The organism is Peribacillus sp. NPDC058002, from assembly GCF_042886655.1.
In the GTDB taxonomy this organism is placed as follows: domain Bacteria; phylum Bacillota; class Bacilli; order Bacillales; family DSM-1321; genus Peribacillus; species Peribacillus aracenensis.
The window spans coordinates 1-17,489 of record NZ_JBHVQU010000083.1 but is presented as its reverse complement, the minus strand read 5'-3'; the positions used below and the strand labels follow the sequence as shown (position 1 = coordinate 17,489).

Sequence of the window (17,489 nt, the reverse complement as noted above, 5' to 3'; positions counted from 1 at the left end):
CTATAGAAGAGGTTGCCTCCCTATATACCAAAGCCTGCATTTCGCAGGAAGAAACACCTTATAGTCTAATAGGGAGCTGCCATCAAAGATATATTACCCTAACTTCACCAATGGTATTACGTTTCAGATCACTTTGGTTGCCAAGAACATGCAATGAGAATCGGAAAAATAGACAGAAACATTTTAAAAAAACCACTTCATCTGTTAAATACACCGTATAATAGATATAACCAAAAATGAGGAGGCACATAATGCTCGGGATCATAACCGTTGTGCTGATTTTTTCCATCCCTATAATCGCCATACTGACAAGCCATTTCGAAAAACAGTCAAAGACGAAACACAAAATGCTGCAAGTTGAATTGGAACTTGAAAAACTGAAGCATGAAAACTTTCTTATGGAGACGGAAAAAATGAGGCTGGAGCTGGACCAGATGAAATTCGAACAAAAAAGAGACGAGCCAAGGTTACTGTAAACAAGTAACGTTGGTTCGTCTTTTTTAATGGGTATTTTGCCGTTTTAAAAACCTCCCGCCCATCATAAGAATTACAAGTAAGGCCGTTTTAATGGATATATTGATCGCCCACAAGGAGGTCTGTCAGCACCTTTGTCGGGATGACGAACTCGACGGCCCCCATATATCCCGGCGCAGCTTCATAGCTGTTAAAGGCGATGACTAGCTTGCCATCTTCATTTATATAAAAGTTTTGGTTTTCATCAATGCCTTTAAATGCAGTAAGATCATCATCTTCGACCCAATATATCTTTTCCGGATCTTCAGCCATCTGGCGCTTCATCTGTTCCTTGATGTTCTCACTAATCACCTGAAGATAACGATCATCTTTAAATAAGCTATTTAACGTTAATAGCACTTCGTTTTTCTTGTCGACTGTATCAAATTGACTTTCTGTAGAACTGGAAGCAGCAATCTTATCCGTATAACGCTGTACGGATAAGATCGTTTCATTATCCGTCAATATCACATATCCGCTTTCCACCGACATATTGCCCTTTTCCCCTTCCTTCAGTTTTGACATGGAGTCCGTGAATTCCTTATAAAGCTGCTTGCTTTCCGATAAATATTTCTCATTCAAGCTATCTTCGAGCTGTTTATTCTCCAGACCGGATATGGCAGGCGTCTTGATTACTGCCGAGGAATTATTCGCTTCTTCTTTCCATTCGACGAAGGTAATCACTTTGATGACCTTATCGACTATCGGGATTTCACTCATGGCTTTTGCCGCTGCCGGACTGATGTTTACGGAAGCTGTCACAATCAGAAGCGCTGCAGCCGCTGACATGAGGATATTCCTGCCAACCCTTGGCTTCTTTCTGGGCTTTTCATTCAAGGCCGCTTGAACGACATCATTCAATTCCTTTGGTATCGGTGTTTTAAGATATTCTTCCCGCAGATCTTTTAGTTTTTTTTCCATCTTTTCGTTTCCTCCCGTTCAGTCATGTTGATCCGCAATAATTGCAGCGCTTTATATAATCTCGTTTTAATTGTGCTTACGTTCTCTTCCAGCACTTCCGCTATCTCATCCAGCTTCAGGTCCTCGAAGAAACGGAGAACGACTACCGTTTTGTACTTGACCGAAAGTCCTTCAAGGGCCTTTTGCAAATCCAGGTCAGGATAGTGATCTTCCTCACCTGCGCGTAAGTATTCTATTGTTTCGTCATCGGCGACGGTCAGTTTCTTTTTCTTCCGCAAAACATCCAGTGCCGTTCGGACGATGATCTTATATAACCAGCTATCTATAGAAGCAGCGTCTTTGATTTTGCTGCTTGACGCCAGCGCTTTCCTGATTGATTCCTGCACGATATCAAGCGCATCCTCTTGGTTTTTAACATAATAAAAAGCAAGTCTGTACAAATTTTCTTGCCGTTCGGTTATCCGGGCCGCGATTAATTGATTCATATCTAGATTTTTCATTGCATGAAAGAGCTCCTTACATTTAAATTACGTATCCTGGGTACAAAAGATAGACGTTCGTGCAGCCCTAAAAGTTTGGAAATGAACATGGAAATATATAAAAATAAAAAAATGAAATTTTTTACAAACTTTTAAGGCTTTTGGCGCGTCTATATAGTAGAATGATTATCGAGGTGGAGTACATCATGAGTAAATTAAATTATAAAAAAGTCTTTATTTTTCTATTTTGTCTAACAGCTACTGTGGGAACGTTGGGGTTAGCCATCAAAAGCCTTGCTTTTGATAAGAAAAGAACCGTTTCAGCCTATACAACTGATAAAAATTACCCAGAAGCCGATATTCAAACGTATGTGAAAGATAATACGAAAGGCGGGTATTCAGCCAGCAGGCCTGTTCTGCATTTAGAAAATATCGACAAGCAGCTAGAAGCCTACATAAAGAAAGAAATTAAGGATTATGAAAAGAAATGGAAAGCATCCGACGGAAAAGCCTCCGAGCTAAACCTCACTTATACGATCCTCCATTTCAGTAAACAGACCATTACGATTTCCTTCGATAAATATGAGCAAGTGGAAGGAAAGAAGCAGTCTGGATCCCAGATCTTCACTTATGATATTCCATCTCAGCAAAAGCTCTCCATAGAAGACATCTTTGCCACGGATACTGATTATTTATCCGTTTTATCCGATATTGTTTTTGAAGAGTTAACGGAGAAGGAAGAAGAAGGCATTTCAAACAGTCTCATTAAAAAGGAAAACAAACTGAAGGCAGCCAACTTCAATTCTTTTTCAGTCTTGAAAAATACGCTTGTATTCTACGTCAAGACTGATGATTCAACTAAGACCCATACGATAGCCATCAAGAAGGAACTTTTTAAAGATAGTTTGCTAGATTCATATCAAAGTCAAGATTTGAATGCGGATCGTGTAAAAGAATGGCAGCCGAAACATATCGTCGCCAAACTGCCCGTGCAAAATGAATGGATCGACCCTTCAAAAAAGGTCATTGCCTTGACGTTCGATGACGGGCCGCATCCGAGTTATACCATGTCCATTCTTAAAGACCTGAACAAGTATGATGGACACGCGACGTTTTTCGTGCTTGGAAGCCGCGTACAGCACTATCCGGAAGTTCTGCAAAAAATGCTGCAGCAAGGAAATGAGATCGGCAACCATTCATGGGATCATCCGCAGCTGACGCGCTTAAGCAAGAACAAAATCAAAAGTCAAATCGAAATGACCCAAGACGCTGTAGAAAAAGCTACAGGTGCTGAGCCAAATCTCGTTCGTCCCCCATATGGAGCGATTAACAATAATGTGCGTGAATACATGGAGGATATGAAAGTCACACTTTGGGATGTCGATCCCGAAGATTGGAAAGAACGGAATGAAAAGAAAATCGTAAACAAAGTGATGGGCAAAGCCAAAGATGGCAGTATCATATTAATGCATGATATCTATCAAACTAGCGCCCAGGCTGCAGGAAAAATCATCAAACAACTGCATGACCAAGGTTATCAACTGGTCACAATTTCGGAATTGGAAAAGGTACAGAAAGACCGTGAACTTTCCGGAATCACCATAAATGAATAATCAAAAGGAAAGAGCCTGTTTCGTGATTCGCAAACAGGCTCTTTCCTTTCAAATAAAATAAGCAGACCTTTGATCATATAGCAAAGGTCTGCTCATTTTATCATTCACCAAGATCTACATTATGATAAACCTGTTGAACATCTTCCAAATCTTCCAATGCATCAATCATTTTTTCGAATTGTGCTTGTGCATCTTCTGGAAGGGTTAGATCATTTTGTGCAAGCATCGTCAGCTCGGCCACTGTAAAATCGCTGATTCCTGCATCCTTGAATGCTTGTTGTACAGCATGGAATTGTTCAGGTTCGGCATAAACGATGACACTTTCTTCTTCTTCAATGATGTCACGTACATCAACATCCGCTTCCATCAACAGTTCAAGAACATCATCAGCCGTTTTACCTTCAATCCCGATGACAGCCGTTGCATCGAACATATAAGCAACAGATCCGCTGACACCCATATTCCCGCCATTTTTCCCAAATGCGGCACGCACATCAGATGCCGTCCGGTTCACGTTGTTTGTCAATGCATCCACGATGACCATTGAACCATTCGGACCGAATCCTTCATAACGAAGTTCGTCATAGTTTTCTTCCGAACCGCCTTTGGCTTTTTCAATCGCACGGTCAATGATCGCTCTTGGAACATTGTACGTTTTCGCACGCTCAAGCACGACCCTTAGTGCCTGGTTGGACTCCGGATCTGGTTCACCTTGTTTTGCCACTACATATATCTCCCGTCCGAACTTGGCATAAATCCGACTAGTATTAGCATCTTTTGACGCTTTTTTTTCTTTAATGTTATTCCACTTACGACCCATTATATTCCACTCTCTTTCATCATTGATATATACGAATAGATTATTAAGAAATGGCCCTATGAGAAAACCCACCAGGGGAATTCCTTTGAAGATAGGCTATACGTTTACTAGATTATATTATACATCAATTGTATAATTTTGAAAAAGTCCTGCACATCCCTCACTGGCATTTATCGGTTTCTTGCGCTATTTTATATGAATTACTTTGGAAAACATCAGCAGTGGTATAGTATGAAGTGAACGGAAAGGAGAGATGATCCATGAAGGACAACCAAATCATCATCGGGATACCCGGTAAATGGAAGGACCGGACAGAATTGATTCAAACGGTCGCTTCCCAAAGCGAAGGGTATCTGTTAGCCGGGAATGTTTTTCATAACAGCGATAGAAACATTACTTTTCAGGCTGAAATCCATGATTATGAACCCACTTTGAAAGAGAGCTTTTCCTACGCCAGTAAAGATGCCTTTTCGGAGAATGCATTAGAGGAAATCAATGACCATACCTTTACCGTTTATATAATAGCCGATGTATCCGATACCGGAACTGTAATCAATTTGATCGATGCCGGGGCAGCGATCCTAAGGGCAGGCGGAATGGCAGTGAAAATAGAAACGTCTGGAATTGCCCATTCAAAGGAAGATTGGCAGCATCTTCATCATAGCCCCGATGTTCTCTCGGTATATGCCCATTTTGTCACGATCATCGGAGAGGAAGATTATTATTGTTCATTCGGAATGAAAGCTTTTGGTCTTCCGGATGCCGTGACACTTAACACAATGAGTCCGAAAGAGGCGGCTGCCCTGCTAAACACATTTAATTATTACCATTTAGGTGAACGGCCTATCTTTAAGAATGGCGAAACCTTTAGCATTCAACAAGATGCACCCGACTTTATTTTGACAGGCCTTCAGGACTTTAGATATGAAGAAGGCCACCCCTTCTACAACCCGTTTGGATTATGGAATTTAGGGACAAGTAAATAGAGGAGGGATTCTCTCCCCCCAGACTGCAGGCAAATTATTTGCATAAAGCGAGTTTGCCTGCAGTTTTTTTATTTAAAAGCGTTTCAGTCGTTTTCAGAAACCCGCTCCCTTTCCGCCGACTGTCTGCCAAGCCTCCTCGGCTAGCCAGCTATTCGGCAGGAGTGTCGCATATTTCTTCCATCCAATAAGGGATCCAGTGAAAAACATTTATAATAGTCTAGTCATGTTTTAAAATCATGGTTCGAGATGAAACCCTCCGGACCGTCCGTGGAAAGCGAGTGCCTGGAGAGGAAATCAACGACCTAATCTTAATCATCGGCTTGAATGAGACCATCCCGAACCCCTTTTTGCCGAAAAACTGTGTGGAGTAATTCGCTCCTCCATTTTTATTTTTCAACCTAGTTTTTCACGCTTTTCTTCTTCATGTTCCTTCTTCACAAGGGACATGCCGCTCGCTTGGTATTTGAGGATCTTTTGAATGACCGTGCCAAGATGCGCGCCAGCTTCAACCGGGGGAATCCCTCCTTTATGGATGTTGGAAATGACCATCCTCTCTGCTTCAATGGTGCCCAAACGTGGTTTATAGCAAATATAAGCGCTCAATGATTCCGCACTCACTAGACCCGGCCGTTCACCGATCAACAGGACAATGACCTCTGGTCCAAGGATTTCACCGATATCATCCATCACTGCAACCCGGCCCTTTTCAATATAAAAAGGTGTACCAGTATCCAGACCTGCCACTGCCAAAGATTGTTTGAAAGATAAATAGACATCCTCCACATTTTCTTCGATCGCCTTGGCACTTAAGCCATCGGAAATGATGATTTGAACCGTTGGGGCCTTTATACATTTGGCTTCTATCACCCGCTTTGCTTCATCCGAAAGCTTCCTTCCATAATCCGGACGCCGTAAATAGACTTCCTTATCATCGGCCTTCGTTTTCACCTTGAATAAATCCAAGCGTTTCAAAAGAATGTCACTGACTTCACCATATACAGCATCGACGGCCGCCGCATGGTCAAAACGGAATTTCAGCCAAGAATCCGTTTTCGGCCGGGTCCCTGACCTGCCTATCCCTATCCGCGCAGGGGTTTTCGCCATCAATGCATCCAATTCTTCCTTATTATTTATTCCCATATCATCCACTCCTAATGGTTAAATATAGTTGGATCACCGGCACGCTTCGTTAATTTTCCATTCTCCATAATTCCCATCTTCTCCAGCCAGGCTTCATATAGTGGGGCAGGCCGCTTATCCATCGTTTGCCTTAAAGTCGCTATATCGTGGTAACTCAAAGACTGGTAGTTTAACATGCAGTCATCCCCCATCGGAGTTGCGATGATGAAATTCACGCCAGCCGCCGTTAAAAGTACACCCAAGTCCTCGATATCATTTTGATCCGCCTTCATATGATTCGTATAGCAAATATCCACACCCATCGGCAGTCCATGCATTTTTCCCATGAAATGATCTTCTAATCCTGCGCGGATGACCTGCTTACTGTTATATAGATATTCAGGTCCGATGAAACCGACGACCGTATTGACAATGTACGGATCAAAATAGCGGGCAAATCCATAGTTCCTGGCTTCAAGCGTCACCTGATCGATTCCGAAATGCGCTTCAGCCGATAACTCGGAGCCTTGCCCCGTTTCAAAATAAAGATGCTGCGGGCCAGTGCCCGTCCCATAAGCCTTCGCGACCTCATTAGCTTCTTCGAGCATTTGTGCGTTAATTCCAAAAGAGCGATTGGCCGTTTCCGTTCCGGCGATGCTTTGAAAAATCATATCGGCAGGCGCCCCCTGCTGTACTGCCTTGATTTGCGTGGTCACATGTGCAAGCACACAATTTTGGGTCGGGATGTTCCACTTCTGGATGACATCCTGTGTCGCATGAAGCAACCGCTTTACGCTTTCGACCGAATCATCGACAGGGTTGATTCCAATGAGTGCATCCCCGACTCCATAGGAGAGACCTTCTTTTAAAGAAGCCAGCATGCCATCGACATTGTCGGTCGGGTGGTTAGGCTGAAGGCGCGAAGCAAGCGTTCCTTTGTATCCGATCGTGCTCTTATTCTTGGTGAGCACTTCAATTTTATTGGCTGCATGGATAAGGTCGAGGTTCGACATTAATTTGGCCGCCGCAGCAATCATTTCACTATTCAGACCCCTGCTTAGTCGCTTTAAATCCTCGCCGGTCGTTTCGTCACTCAATATATATTCACGCAGCTCGGCAACGCTCCAATTCTTCACGGTTTGATAGATGGTTCCATTGATGAGACCATCTATGATCCGCGACACCTCATCCTCTTCCGGGGAGAGCAGGGGATGATTCCTGATGTCCGCCAAAGTCAATTCGCTAAGCACCGCTTTCGCCGCAATCCGTTCTTGGACCGAATCCGCTGCAATTCCCGCAAGCCTATCTCCTGATTTCTCTTCATTCGCTTTGGCCATGACTTCTTTCAACGATTTGAATTGATGGATTTCCCCAAAGTATTGAGTGGATAATTTCATCGTATAATCCTCCTTTTCCTAACTGTGAAAGGTTAGCGTTTTTACTACAACCGGAACGACCCCTGTCCGCAGCAGCCTTCCTATATCTAAATAATCACCATGTTCGACTTCTGTCTGATCAATGCAGATGACCGGCAGATCCGGTTGGTTCGCTAGAATGGTTTGACCAAGTGCCTTCCCATAATCACTATCCATGACAATGATCAGAGGCTGCTGCCGATTCGGTTTTTGCATCAAAGCTTCGGTAAAAGCGACTGCGAGCTGGTGAATGTCCCGAAATGATTGATAGGGTAAATTCGTTAAATAAAAGGCAAAATTCAGGCCCTCCTTTAAAGCGTCGTATATCGTGAGCGCATCCTGAACAGCTTGTGCCATTGTCGCGGTTACATCATCAATCCCATCATGAAAATCGATCCGATAGACCGGGATATTGCGAACGGGCAGATGAGAATCATTCACCTCGATGGTCGCACCGCTTATTTCAGTCGTATGTGCGCCAGCTCCAAGAACAGTCGCCCGAACCGTTTCAATAGGCTTTTCCCATTCCCATGCAGCCAATTCTTCATTTTCCTTAATAGAGGCGGCAAGCATCATACCGATATCCCGGAAGCTTTTGTCCTCCCGTTCTTGATGATAGATGCAATCACTGACACCTCCCGAGAACATCAACACATCAATTCGTCCTGTCCATGATGGCTCCTTCCCCACTAAAAGAAGTTCATCTTCTTTTGTGAATGAACCAGCCAAAAACCTCGAAAGCACCTTCGCCATTTCATTTGTGATGATTGTCCCATCACCATTCATAGGAGAGTGCCCCTTTGATTTCAGCCATTTCCCTATCGAAGGGGCAACCTTCACCTTCGCTCCCTCCCACTCCACCAAACGCCCTCCTATATGCAGTGTGCAAGTTCCGCAAAGCATCCCGGAACGGTATACGGCAATATTCGCCGTTCCCCCGCCAATGTCTATGTTCGCTACAGTCTTTCTTGTCTTTATGGAATGTTGATGAGCACCCGATCCCTTGGCGGCAATGATTCCCTCCAAGTCCGGTCCGGCTGCCGCTACAAGGAATTCCCCCGCCGCTTCAGATAACCGGTAAACCATTTCTTCTGCATTTTGTTTCGTTGCCGTTTCCCCTGTAATGATGACAGCCCCTGTTTGTATGTTATCGATCGTGATCCCGGCTTGATGGTATTCACTTTCCACTATTCTTTGAACAGCAGGTATATCGATTACCGTATCGGATAAAAGCGGGGTCCTGAAAATGGGACTTCGATACAGAATTTTCTTATCGGTAATTTCGATTTTTGGCACCTGTCCGCCACCCGCCACATTCCTAAGCGAAAGCTCGCTGATGACAAGTTTCGTCGTACTGGTGCCAATATCAATTCCTGCACTGATGATTCGTTCCGCCTGTTCATTCATTAAAATCACACCCCAGTTTTACACCACTTGGATTTCATTGCTGTTTTCTTCCTCGTTTTTCGTTTTATATTCATTTACGCCGATAACTCCTGCTTCACGATCCTTTTCTTCCAATTCCAAAGCTTTCGGAACGGACAGCCAGTATGCAAGACCGATTCCAATCGCTCCGGCAGATAGCTTGCCGACAATGATCGGCAATATCAAGGAGGGCTGAAAGTTTGCAGTGAAGGATAAATGATCCCCTAATAGGAAGGCCGCACACACAGCGAAGGAAATGTTTATGACCTTATCCTTTGGCGGCATTTCTTTAACAAGTTTGAACATCGCCAATATATTGGCTACCGTGGCTAATATCCCTGCACTCCCCGCTTTGCTCAGCCCGATTTTTCCGCCCATCGCTTCAAGCGGCTTGCCTGCGTATTTTTGAATGAGGTAAATCATTGGAAAAGCACCTGCCAGCATTATCCCGATATACCCCGCCGTTTCCAGGGCACGGAACTGGTCTGCCTTATCGGCCATGATCGGATGGAACCCCCAAGCACCAAGTACATTGGAAAACAGTCCGGTGAAAATTTCCACAATCGAAAACACGAGTACAAGTTTGATCGCAGCATCCAATATTTTTCCAAACCACATGAAACCTTTGATCATCAAATCCGGCAGGAAATAAAGACCTAACGCGAGCAAGACCACAAAAATAAGAAGAGGGGAAAGATTCAGGGCAATTTTCAAATAGCTCAACGCGAATTCATATGTAGAATCCGCATTCGTGGAAATCACTTCACGGACTTTCGAATTCGTTGCCACCACCAGCACGCTTGAGATAAAAGCGCCAATCGGAATCGTCAGGATTCCTGACATGACACCAAGTGCCATATATTTATGATCGCGCTTCTCCAGCATCGCAAGCCCCATTGGAATCGAGAATACAATCGTTGCCCCAGACATGAATCCGACAATCATCGCCATGATCCAGCCTTCATAGGATTCCTGCAGCTCGGCCGCCAATTGGTATCCCCCCATATCAGTTGCCAAAATCGTTGTTGCGGCGAGGGCGGGATCTGCACCGATCGCAGCGAAAATCGGACCGCAAACTGTATCGATGAACCATGATAAATAAGGGATCGAGGCCATGATCCCAGCTGCCGGGATAAAAATATGGCCAACGGTATGCAACCCTTCCATGAACTGTTTGCCCAAGCCTTGCTCACTGTCTTTAATCGATGCAATGGCACCGACAACGGCACACACCATAATGATATAAATTACGAATTTACCAACCATCTCCATACATATTCCCCCTGAATTCCGATTTGATTTGGCCTATCGTCTTAAAAAAAGGGTATAAAAAAGACGCCTCTTATAGCCCAAACTAGGTTTCTCGGCAGAAATGCCTGCCTAACCAATTTGGTCCATCAAAGCGCCATTGCTTCATCTATTTACTTGTTTACTTGTTTTTGATCATTTGCAATGATTCGACGTGCCACCGTCTCCATGGAAAGCTGCTTATCCATACTTAGCCTTCTCAGCTTATTGTAGGCGAGTTCTTCCGTTACATTCTTCCTTTTCATGATAATTCCCTTTGCCTTTTCAATGACTTTACGATTTGTGAGCGTTTCATCCAATTGGGCGTTTCGTTCCTGATGCTTCTTCGTATTGGCTGCTTGCTGCAAAGCTATCTCCACTGCCGGAATCAGATTCGCCTCCGTAATTGGCTTTACAAGATATCCGACGATATTCGCACGCTTCGCCTCGTCGATATATTCACGCTGGCTGAATGCAGTTAAAAGCAGGACCGGAATCTGAAAGGTATTGGATATCACATCGCTAGCCTTAAGCCCATTCATTTTTGGCATTTTGATATCCATCAAAACGAGATCCGGCTGTAGTGCATGTGCCAATTCAATCGCCTTCTCGCCGTCACGGGCATGTCCTACCACATCGAAGCCTGCATCCTTGAGCATGATCGTTATATCAAGAAGAACAATCGATTCATCCTCCACGACCAAAATCCTCTTGACCACATCTCCCACCTACCTCTTGTATGGAAATCTTACAGAAGCCAGGGTACCTTCTTTAATCCGATGAATCGAAAACTCCCCATCCAAATCATTTTCCACCGTCATGCGGATGATATCCAGCCCTAAAGTTGGTTTCACTGCCGGTGAATATCCGATGCCATCATCTTTTACTTGAATTTCCAATTCAGGACCATCCTTTTGAAAGCATACGGTAATCTTCCCTTCCGTCCCTTCCTTGAAAGCATGCTTTACACAATTATGAATGAGCTCATTCACAACCAGCGCGACAGAAATGCCAATGTCGGAATCAATGGAATGCAGCTCACCACCACTATATTCAATGCTCAGGCTTTGACGGGCATGACCCTCCGCATGAACGATCATATCGCCAATTTTCCTAATAAGCTCAAGCAGGTCCACATGATCGACCTGACTGCTTGCCAGAATGATTTCATAAACAGACGATATGCTTAACACCCGATTCAAACTGACCAATAAATGTGGCTTGCTTTCTTCAGGGGCTCCCATCCTCATTTGCAGCCGAAGCAAACTGGCGACTGTCTGCAAATTGTTCTTCACCCTATGATGAATTTCACGAATGGCCACTGACTTGCTAATCAGCTCTCTCTCTTTATCCCGCAGTTCTGTCAGGTCCCGGATGATGATGAACGTTTCATCGGAATTCTTGTTGCCCAAATGGAATTTCTTTATTTGGAAAATCTTTCTACCAATGTTCATTTCCTTCATCAAAATGTCCTCTTTTGAAGCAAGAACATCGGCAAGACCAGGAAAATAATCGAAAATGGATTCACCTAAAGCACAGTCCGTCATACATATATCCGATACTAGATTAATGGCAGCAGGATTCGTATAGACAAGTCGGTTTTGATTATTAATAAGGAAAATGGACTCCTCGATAAATTCAGGAACCAAGGAATTTTGTTGATCTTGCCTATCAAACTGTTTTGAAGTTTCAGGTTCTTCATGAATCACCTTTTCCATGATCAAAACGGCGATGACCCGATTGCATTCCCCCTTGATCGGAACGACACTTTGCTGGACCATCGCTCCCTCTTGAGTCAATGCCCGATTCACGAACATGTCCTTTCCGGTGCGCAATACATAAAATACTGCCGGTTCAAAAGCCTCATAGGCGAATTTCCCGACAACCGGATGATCATAAACCGATTTCACGGAATGTCCGCATGCCTCTGCCACGACAATGGCATGCTTCCCTTCAAGCACCGGACAATCGATAAACACATTCGCTTTATTCAAATTGGCTATCAACGATAAATTCGTTGATAGGTTTTCAAGAATCTGAATATCCTTGTCCAGTAAATGAGTATGCACCTCACATAATTCTCGGACAGTCATTGTCCGTTCCATAGGCAAAACCCCAATAAATGTTTATTCATGGATATTATTATTGATAATTATAGATACCCTCCTTATTTTTGTCAATATTCCAAATATTCTAATGTAATGTATTCTAACATTAAAAGGTGATATTTAAAGGGATATTTTTTATAAAGGGATCCGTTGTTGTAATTTCCGGGTTAAACTTAACGGAAATTTTCGAAGGATATAATGAAGGACTTCGAAGAGTTTCGGGTGGTGCAAGGCTAGTGGTCGTGTAATGGATACATCATTTAGTCTTTTATCCCCGTTAATGTAGTCAGATCCCATGCATGACTCATGAATTTCACCTCTTCTGGTTATAGTAAAGAAGAAAATATCGAGGAGGTACATTCCATGAAAAGTTCAAAGGAATTCGTTGAAAGCATTCAAGAGCAGCAGAAAAAGGAAGAAGGCAATTTCCGCCGTCAAGGCAATGGGAATCCCGCTCAGAAATTACCGAATAAAAAACATTAATGCCCATCTTCAAAAGATCCCAGCCTTAACATAAGGGCTGGGATCTTTTTCACGCCGATGCACTTTTCTTCTTCTTCATCTCTTCGATTTCTTTTGAGAATGTGTCTTCTATCTCTTTTTTATTTCCATATAAAAAGAGGTTATCGCCTAATTTGATTTTATACTCATATAACTCTTTCCTGATTTTCACTTCTCCGCTTTCAATAAATAAGATATTGATGTCGGCTCCATGTGATATGACGTCCAACGCTTTGACATCTATGAATTCGGAGTCCTCATAAATATCGATCTCCATGACCACGTCTTCATCCTCTAAAAATAGGACCTCCTCTATCGGGTGTTCCCATAATTCATAATGATTGTACATTGCACTTTCCATCTTATTCGATAATCTATGATTCAGGAATGGAGCTTTCACTAATACGGCCAGAACCATCAGTATCCCTATAATGATGCTTAACTCCATCAAGCGCAGATCATCTGTAAGCAATGTACTGATCGATGAAATGATGACAGCAAGTGAGAAAGCACCAAATAAAATTAAGAACATGCTTATTTTCCTTCGAATGGGATGATCAATGATGGATTTTGACTCGTCAGTTGTAAAACCAGTCCCTGTCAGCATGGAGATAACCTGAAATCTGGCCACTGTGCTTTTTAATCCAGTCAATTTCATCAAGGTAACCGATATTTCAATAACAAGAACAATGATTATAAAATAAAGCAACATAAAAATTAAATTCATCAAAATGATCACTTCCTCATCTATGGTTTACCCCAATCCCGACAAAAGAATCGCATTCGTTGTCCTTTTCGAGTTTCCATCCATCTATCCGCTTACTGATAATAAAAAAACGCAGTAAGATCCATTGAATCCTACTGCGTTTTTCACTTATATTCTAATCAAATGCATGGCCCGTTTTAAATGACCAGCGGGGGAACTTCGCTTCTCATATGGTCTTCAGCAGCAGTTTTTTTAACAGCGGTGTAAATTGCTCTGGCAATTCAGCTACACTCGGAATCATTAGGCGCTCTTTGCCATAGATGTTTTTCATCGTCAATTCTTCACTTTCCTCGATGCCTCCATCCGCTAAAAACAGGCCAATGACTTCTATGCCCTTTTTCCTGGCTTCCGAAACAGCAAGATGTGTATCGACAATGCCATTTTGATCATAATCGCTTGCTGCCGGCTCACCATCGGAAAACACGAGCAAGAACCGGTTTTTTTCACGCCTTTTTTCCAATTCCATTGTAGCGACCCTGATACTGTATCCGTCCCTGTTGTCTTCCTCTGGTTCAAGCTGCATAATTTTAGCTCCTGAGTTTAGATAAAGAGAATCGGAATGGGACTGGATCACATGGAAGTAGTTCGGCTGATATCCTTCTCTCACTTCATTTGCATCTTCCCAAAATCCAACGATCGAGTGGGGGATCTTTAATTTTTTCAGTACTTCATGAAACAGGACGACCCCTCGTTTCGTTTCATCCATTTTGTTATGCATGGAAGCGGAGCAATCGATCAGCAATGTGAATACGGCATCCATTTCATTTGAATCCTGGTTCTTTTTATAAAAGACCCGAGGATTTTCTTCAAAAACAAGCGGCAGTAATTTCTTCGATAAGCGGCCAAAAACCAAATCTTTTCTTGGTGCGTTCTTTTTATTTTCCAGTGTCTTTTCAATTGTACTGGAGAGTTTTCTCTTGAACGGTTCGATATCCGCAACAAATTCACGGTAGCGTTTCTCTTCCGTAAGTGTTGGCATTTTGGCTTCCTTGATTACCTGAACGACGTCTTTGTTTTCTTCACCAAATGGATGTTCACCACTTTTGCCCATATTCGTTTGTTTCTTCTCCAGCGTTTCCTGCTGATTGTATTCCTTTTGTTTACTTTCCCCTGATGAACCCTGGATGGAAGCCAGTGCTTGGTCGGCATCTTCCGCTTCCCGTGCCCCTCCGCCCATCAGACTTGTTTTCGTTCCCTGCTCCAATTCAAATTGAAGAAAAGTCGAATTACTCTCGCCGTTCTTATTCTCCCGGTGCCATGTCGAGAATTTTTCATCAATGAACTCACTTTTTTCTTCGTCAGCATCTTCTGTATCATCATTCAACAGTTCATCATTTCTAGTCAGTTCATCAAATAAGGTATTTGCCTTATACTTTTCCACATTTGCAATGGGAAAGATGAAATATTCATTCATCGTATCCTCGTATTCCTCGTTCACACGGAAAACGATTTGCTCGCAAATCCTCGTGATATCACCCGTTTTAGTGGCCTCAAAGACAGAATGGATGAACGGTTTGAGTTTCTCCAATTCTTCCAGCTGCCTTACATTGGCTCTTGGGAAAATCGGGTCAGGTCTGTCAGATTGAAGCAGTAAATAGATGAGGCAGTATAATTCATCCAGTGCAAAACTTCTTGTGACATTCGTCGTCAATTGGCTTTCGAAATATTGTTTAAGGTACGCCCCTCTTACCGAAAACCATTTTTTCGTGCCTGGCCTTTCCTTCTTCACCAATTCTTCCAATCGCAAGTCTTCCAGTAAAGCGAATAATTGGGCCGCAAACTTCGGAAGCGAACTTTCCCCGATGATATCCTGGTACTCCTTCATGCTCTGGATTGTTGAATGATGCAGCGTACCTATCGTCCTAAGGAGCACGTCCGTTTTCAGTCCCGCTTCTTTCACTTCCTTATTGCCATTTTCCCAAAAATGGCTGGCTGTTACCTTATTCTCGATCAAATCAATGAAGGAGCCATAATTGTATTCGAATTCCAGCTCAGGAATGCCGGATAAAACAGTCGAGAGATCCTGCAGCTGTAAAAAAAGAGCCGTATCTATTATTGAATCATTGAAACGGATATACTTCATGTGGCATTCTCCTAGTTAGAATAATGTGTCAGCCAAGTTCTTCACAAACTCACGCTCCCGTTCCTCGTCCAACTTATCCACTATGGAACGAAGAATCGCCCGTTTCGGCGGGATCAACACACTCAGATCGCAAGCATCAAGCAAAGCCCTGATCGACGCCGCATCTTCAGCCACCTTCCCTTGATTCACGGCATTTATCAAATCACTCGACAGTTTAACGAACAGTTCAATGCTTTTTGGGTCCTTCAACTTTGTATTGGTTTCTATCAATTGCTTTAACTGCTCCCCTTCGATATAAGGAACTTCAATTACGACAAATCTATTTTTTAGCGCTTCATTCAGCGGCACTGTACCGACATACCCTTCGTTGATTGCAGCAATTACATTAAAGCCATCTTTTGCGGTTATGACTTCATTCGTGAACGGATTCGTTATCGTCCTTCTGTAATCAAGCACACCATTGATAAGCGGCAGTGTTTCCGGTTTTGCCATGTTGATTTCATCTATATATAGGAAATGACCGTAATTCATTGAATTGGTCACAGGTCCAGGAACGAATTCTATCACCTGTTTTTCCTCTTTGTAAGCCAACGTCTTAAAGCCCAATAAACTTTCGGCATCCAAGTCGACTGAGCAGTTGACACTGAACATCGGCTGGTTGAATAAATTCGATAATGTCTCGGCAAACTTTGTCTTTCCAGCCCCTGTCGGACCCTTCAAAAGGATATTCTTCCCCATGCTTAAGGCCGTGATGGCATCCACCATCAACTCCATCTCGGGAGGCAGATATCCGCCGCTCCTGATCAATTCCTCGAATTGAACAGGATTTTTTTTGCTTACTTGTAATATATTTGCGATTTCTATTGGTAATCGATTGATCATTGTGTTCCTACACCCCTTTCTGAACATTTTAAGGCTCTTTCCCATTAAAAACAAACACTAAGAAAAGGAGCTGTCATCAAGACAGCTCCCAGACTGCAGGCAAACTAGAGGAAAAGCTAGTTTGCCTGCAGTTCTTTATTTAAAAGACGTTCCAGTTGATTTCATAAATCCGCTCCCTTTCCGTCAAGCTTCCTCGCCGCAAGCGCCTGCGGGGTCTCGGCTAGCCAGTTATTCGGCAGGAGTGTCGCAAATTTCTACAATCCAATAAGGGTTATAAAATAATAAAAAAAACAATCCAGTTGATTGGAGCGGGTGTTCGAGACTCCTGCTTAGAAAAGCGCGTCCAAAGGAGATCCCACAGGCGCAATGAGCGCCGAGGAGGCTCCCGGACCGCCCGCGGAAAGCGAGTGCCTGGAGGCAACGTTATTCGAAGTTCATTCTGATATCCCTTAATAGGCTTCCTTAGGGTCACCTTTCATAAGGTATACCATATAGCCCAATACACCGCCGATGATGGCAGGAATCACCCATCCCACCCCTACACTATATAGTGGATGGTATTGATTGATAA

Annotated in this window: 15 protein-coding genes and 1 pseudogene; 4 read left to right on the top strand and 12 right to left on the bottom strand. The window is 43.3% G+C overall.

Annotated elements, in window-relative coordinates; genetic code table 11:
• Nucleotides 1-251 precede the first annotated feature (251 nt).
• The gene (locus tag ACFVSH_RS15190; protein WP_192206781.1) at nt 252-476 is read left to right on the top strand and encodes a hypothetical protein; all 225 of its coding nucleotides are present in this window, start codon (nt 252-254) and stop codon (nt 474-476) included.
• Between the two features lie 88 nt (nt 477-564).
• Here ACFVSH_RS15190 and rsiV read toward each other — a convergent pair whose 3' ends face one another.
• Both rsiV and ACFVSH_RS15180 read right to left on the bottom strand, forming a co-directional pair.
• Nucleotides 565-1,434, bottom strand: coding sequence for an anti-sigma-V factor RsiV (rsiV, locus tag ACFVSH_RS15185; RefSeq protein WP_387603018.1), 870 nt, complete (start codon nt 1,432-1,434; stop codon nt 565-567).
• Entirely contained in the window at nt 1,419-1,934 is a 516-nt protein-coding gene (locus ACFVSH_RS15180) for an RNA polymerase sigma factor SigV (RefSeq protein WP_192206783.1), read from the bottom strand. Before ACFVSH_RS15180 ends, rsiV begins: the two co-directional genes overlap by 16 nt.
• A gap of 185 nt (nt 1,935-2,119) precedes the next feature.
• Between ACFVSH_RS15180 and ACFVSH_RS15175 the strand changes: the two genes are divergently transcribed.
• The gene (locus ACFVSH_RS15175) at nt 2,120-3,526 is read left to right on the top strand and encodes a polysaccharide deacetylase family protein (RefSeq protein WP_387603024.1); all 1,407 of its coding nucleotides are present in this window, start codon (nt 2,120-2,122) and stop codon (nt 3,524-3,526) included.
• A gap of 100 nt (nt 3,527-3,626) precedes the next feature.
• Here ACFVSH_RS15175 and ACFVSH_RS15170 read toward each other — a convergent pair whose 3' ends face one another.
• Nucleotides 3,627-4,346, bottom strand: a complete 720-nt coding sequence (locus ACFVSH_RS15170) for a YebC/PmpR family DNA-binding transcriptional regulator (RefSeq protein WP_053536610.1) — start codon at nt 4,344-4,346, stop codon at nt 3,627-3,629.
• A 260-nt stretch (nt 4,347-4,606) separates the two neighbouring features.
• Here ACFVSH_RS15170 and ACFVSH_RS15165 point away from each other — a divergent pair, with 260 nt between their 5' ends.
• Nucleotides 4,607-5,332, top strand: a complete 726-nt coding sequence (locus tag ACFVSH_RS15165) for a DUF4261 domain-containing protein (protein ID WP_387706666.1) — start codon at nt 4,607-4,609, stop codon at nt 5,330-5,332.
• Nucleotides 5,333-5,725: 393 nt separating this feature from the next.
• Here the strand turns inward: ACFVSH_RS15165 and eutC are convergent.
• From eutC to ACFVSH_RS15135, 6 genes and pseudogenes are all read right to left on the bottom strand, one after another.
• Nucleotides 5,726-6,451: pseudogene (eutC, locus tag ACFVSH_RS15160) on the bottom strand (ethanolamine ammonia-lyase subunit EutC); the annotation flags it as partial.
• Nucleotides 6,452-6,483: 32 nt separating this feature from the next.
• Complete coding sequence (locus ACFVSH_RS15155) at nt 6,484-7,848, bottom strand: ethanolamine ammonia-lyase subunit EutB (RefSeq protein WP_387706664.1); 1,365 nt, start codon at nt 7,846-7,848, stop codon at nt 6,484-6,486.
• Between the two features lie 18 nt (nt 7,849-7,866).
• Entirely contained in the window at nt 7,867-9,273 is a 1,407-nt protein-coding gene (locus tag ACFVSH_RS15150; protein WP_387706662.1) for an ethanolamine ammonia-lyase reactivating factor EutA, read from the bottom strand.
• 18 nt (nt 9,274-9,291) lie between these two features.
• On the bottom strand, nt 9,292-10,563 hold the full coding sequence (gene eutH / locus ACFVSH_RS15145; RefSeq protein ID WP_387706660.1) for an ethanolamine utilization protein EutH: 1,272 nt from the start codon (nt 10,561-10,563) through the stop codon (nt 9,292-9,294).
• 149 nt (nt 10,564-10,712) lie between these two features.
• Entirely contained in the window at nt 10,713-11,297 is a 585-nt protein-coding gene (locus ACFVSH_RS15140; protein ID WP_387706658.1) for an ANTAR domain-containing response regulator, read from the bottom strand.
• A 9-nt stretch (nt 11,298-11,306) separates the two neighbouring features.
• Nucleotides 11,307-12,683, bottom strand: a complete 1,377-nt coding sequence (locus ACFVSH_RS15135; RefSeq protein WP_387706656.1) for a sensor histidine kinase — start codon at nt 12,681-12,683, stop codon at nt 11,307-11,309.
• Between the two features lie 366 nt (nt 12,684-13,049).
• On the opposite strand from ACFVSH_RS15135, the gene ACFVSH_RS15130 reads away from it, so the two are divergent.
• Nucleotides 13,050-13,169, top strand: coding sequence for a DUF4023 family protein (locus tag ACFVSH_RS15130; RefSeq protein ID WP_061465287.1), 120 nt, complete (start codon nt 13,050-13,052; stop codon nt 13,167-13,169).
• A gap of 49 nt (nt 13,170-13,218) precedes the next feature.
• Here the strand turns inward: ACFVSH_RS15130 and ACFVSH_RS15125 are convergent, their stop codons facing one another.
• From ACFVSH_RS15125 to ACFVSH_RS15115, 3 genes are all read right to left on the bottom strand, one after another.
• Nucleotides 13,219-13,914 (bottom strand): hypothetical protein, encoded by a 696-nt coding sequence (locus ACFVSH_RS15125; RefSeq protein WP_387706669.1) that lies wholly within the window; start codon nt 13,912-13,914, stop codon nt 13,219-13,221.
• 205 nt (nt 13,915-14,119) lie between these two features.
• The gene (locus tag ACFVSH_RS15120) at nt 14,120-16,036 is read right to left on the bottom strand and encodes a vWA domain-containing protein (RefSeq protein ID WP_387706654.1); all 1,917 of its coding nucleotides are present in this window, start codon (nt 16,034-16,036) and stop codon (nt 14,120-14,122) included.
• 15 nt (nt 16,037-16,051) lie between these two features.
• The gene (locus ACFVSH_RS15115) at nt 16,052-16,918 is read right to left on the bottom strand and encodes an ATP-binding protein (protein WP_387706652.1); all 867 of its coding nucleotides are present in this window, start codon (nt 16,916-16,918) and stop codon (nt 16,052-16,054) included.
• Nucleotides 16,919-17,489: the final 571 nt, after the last annotated feature.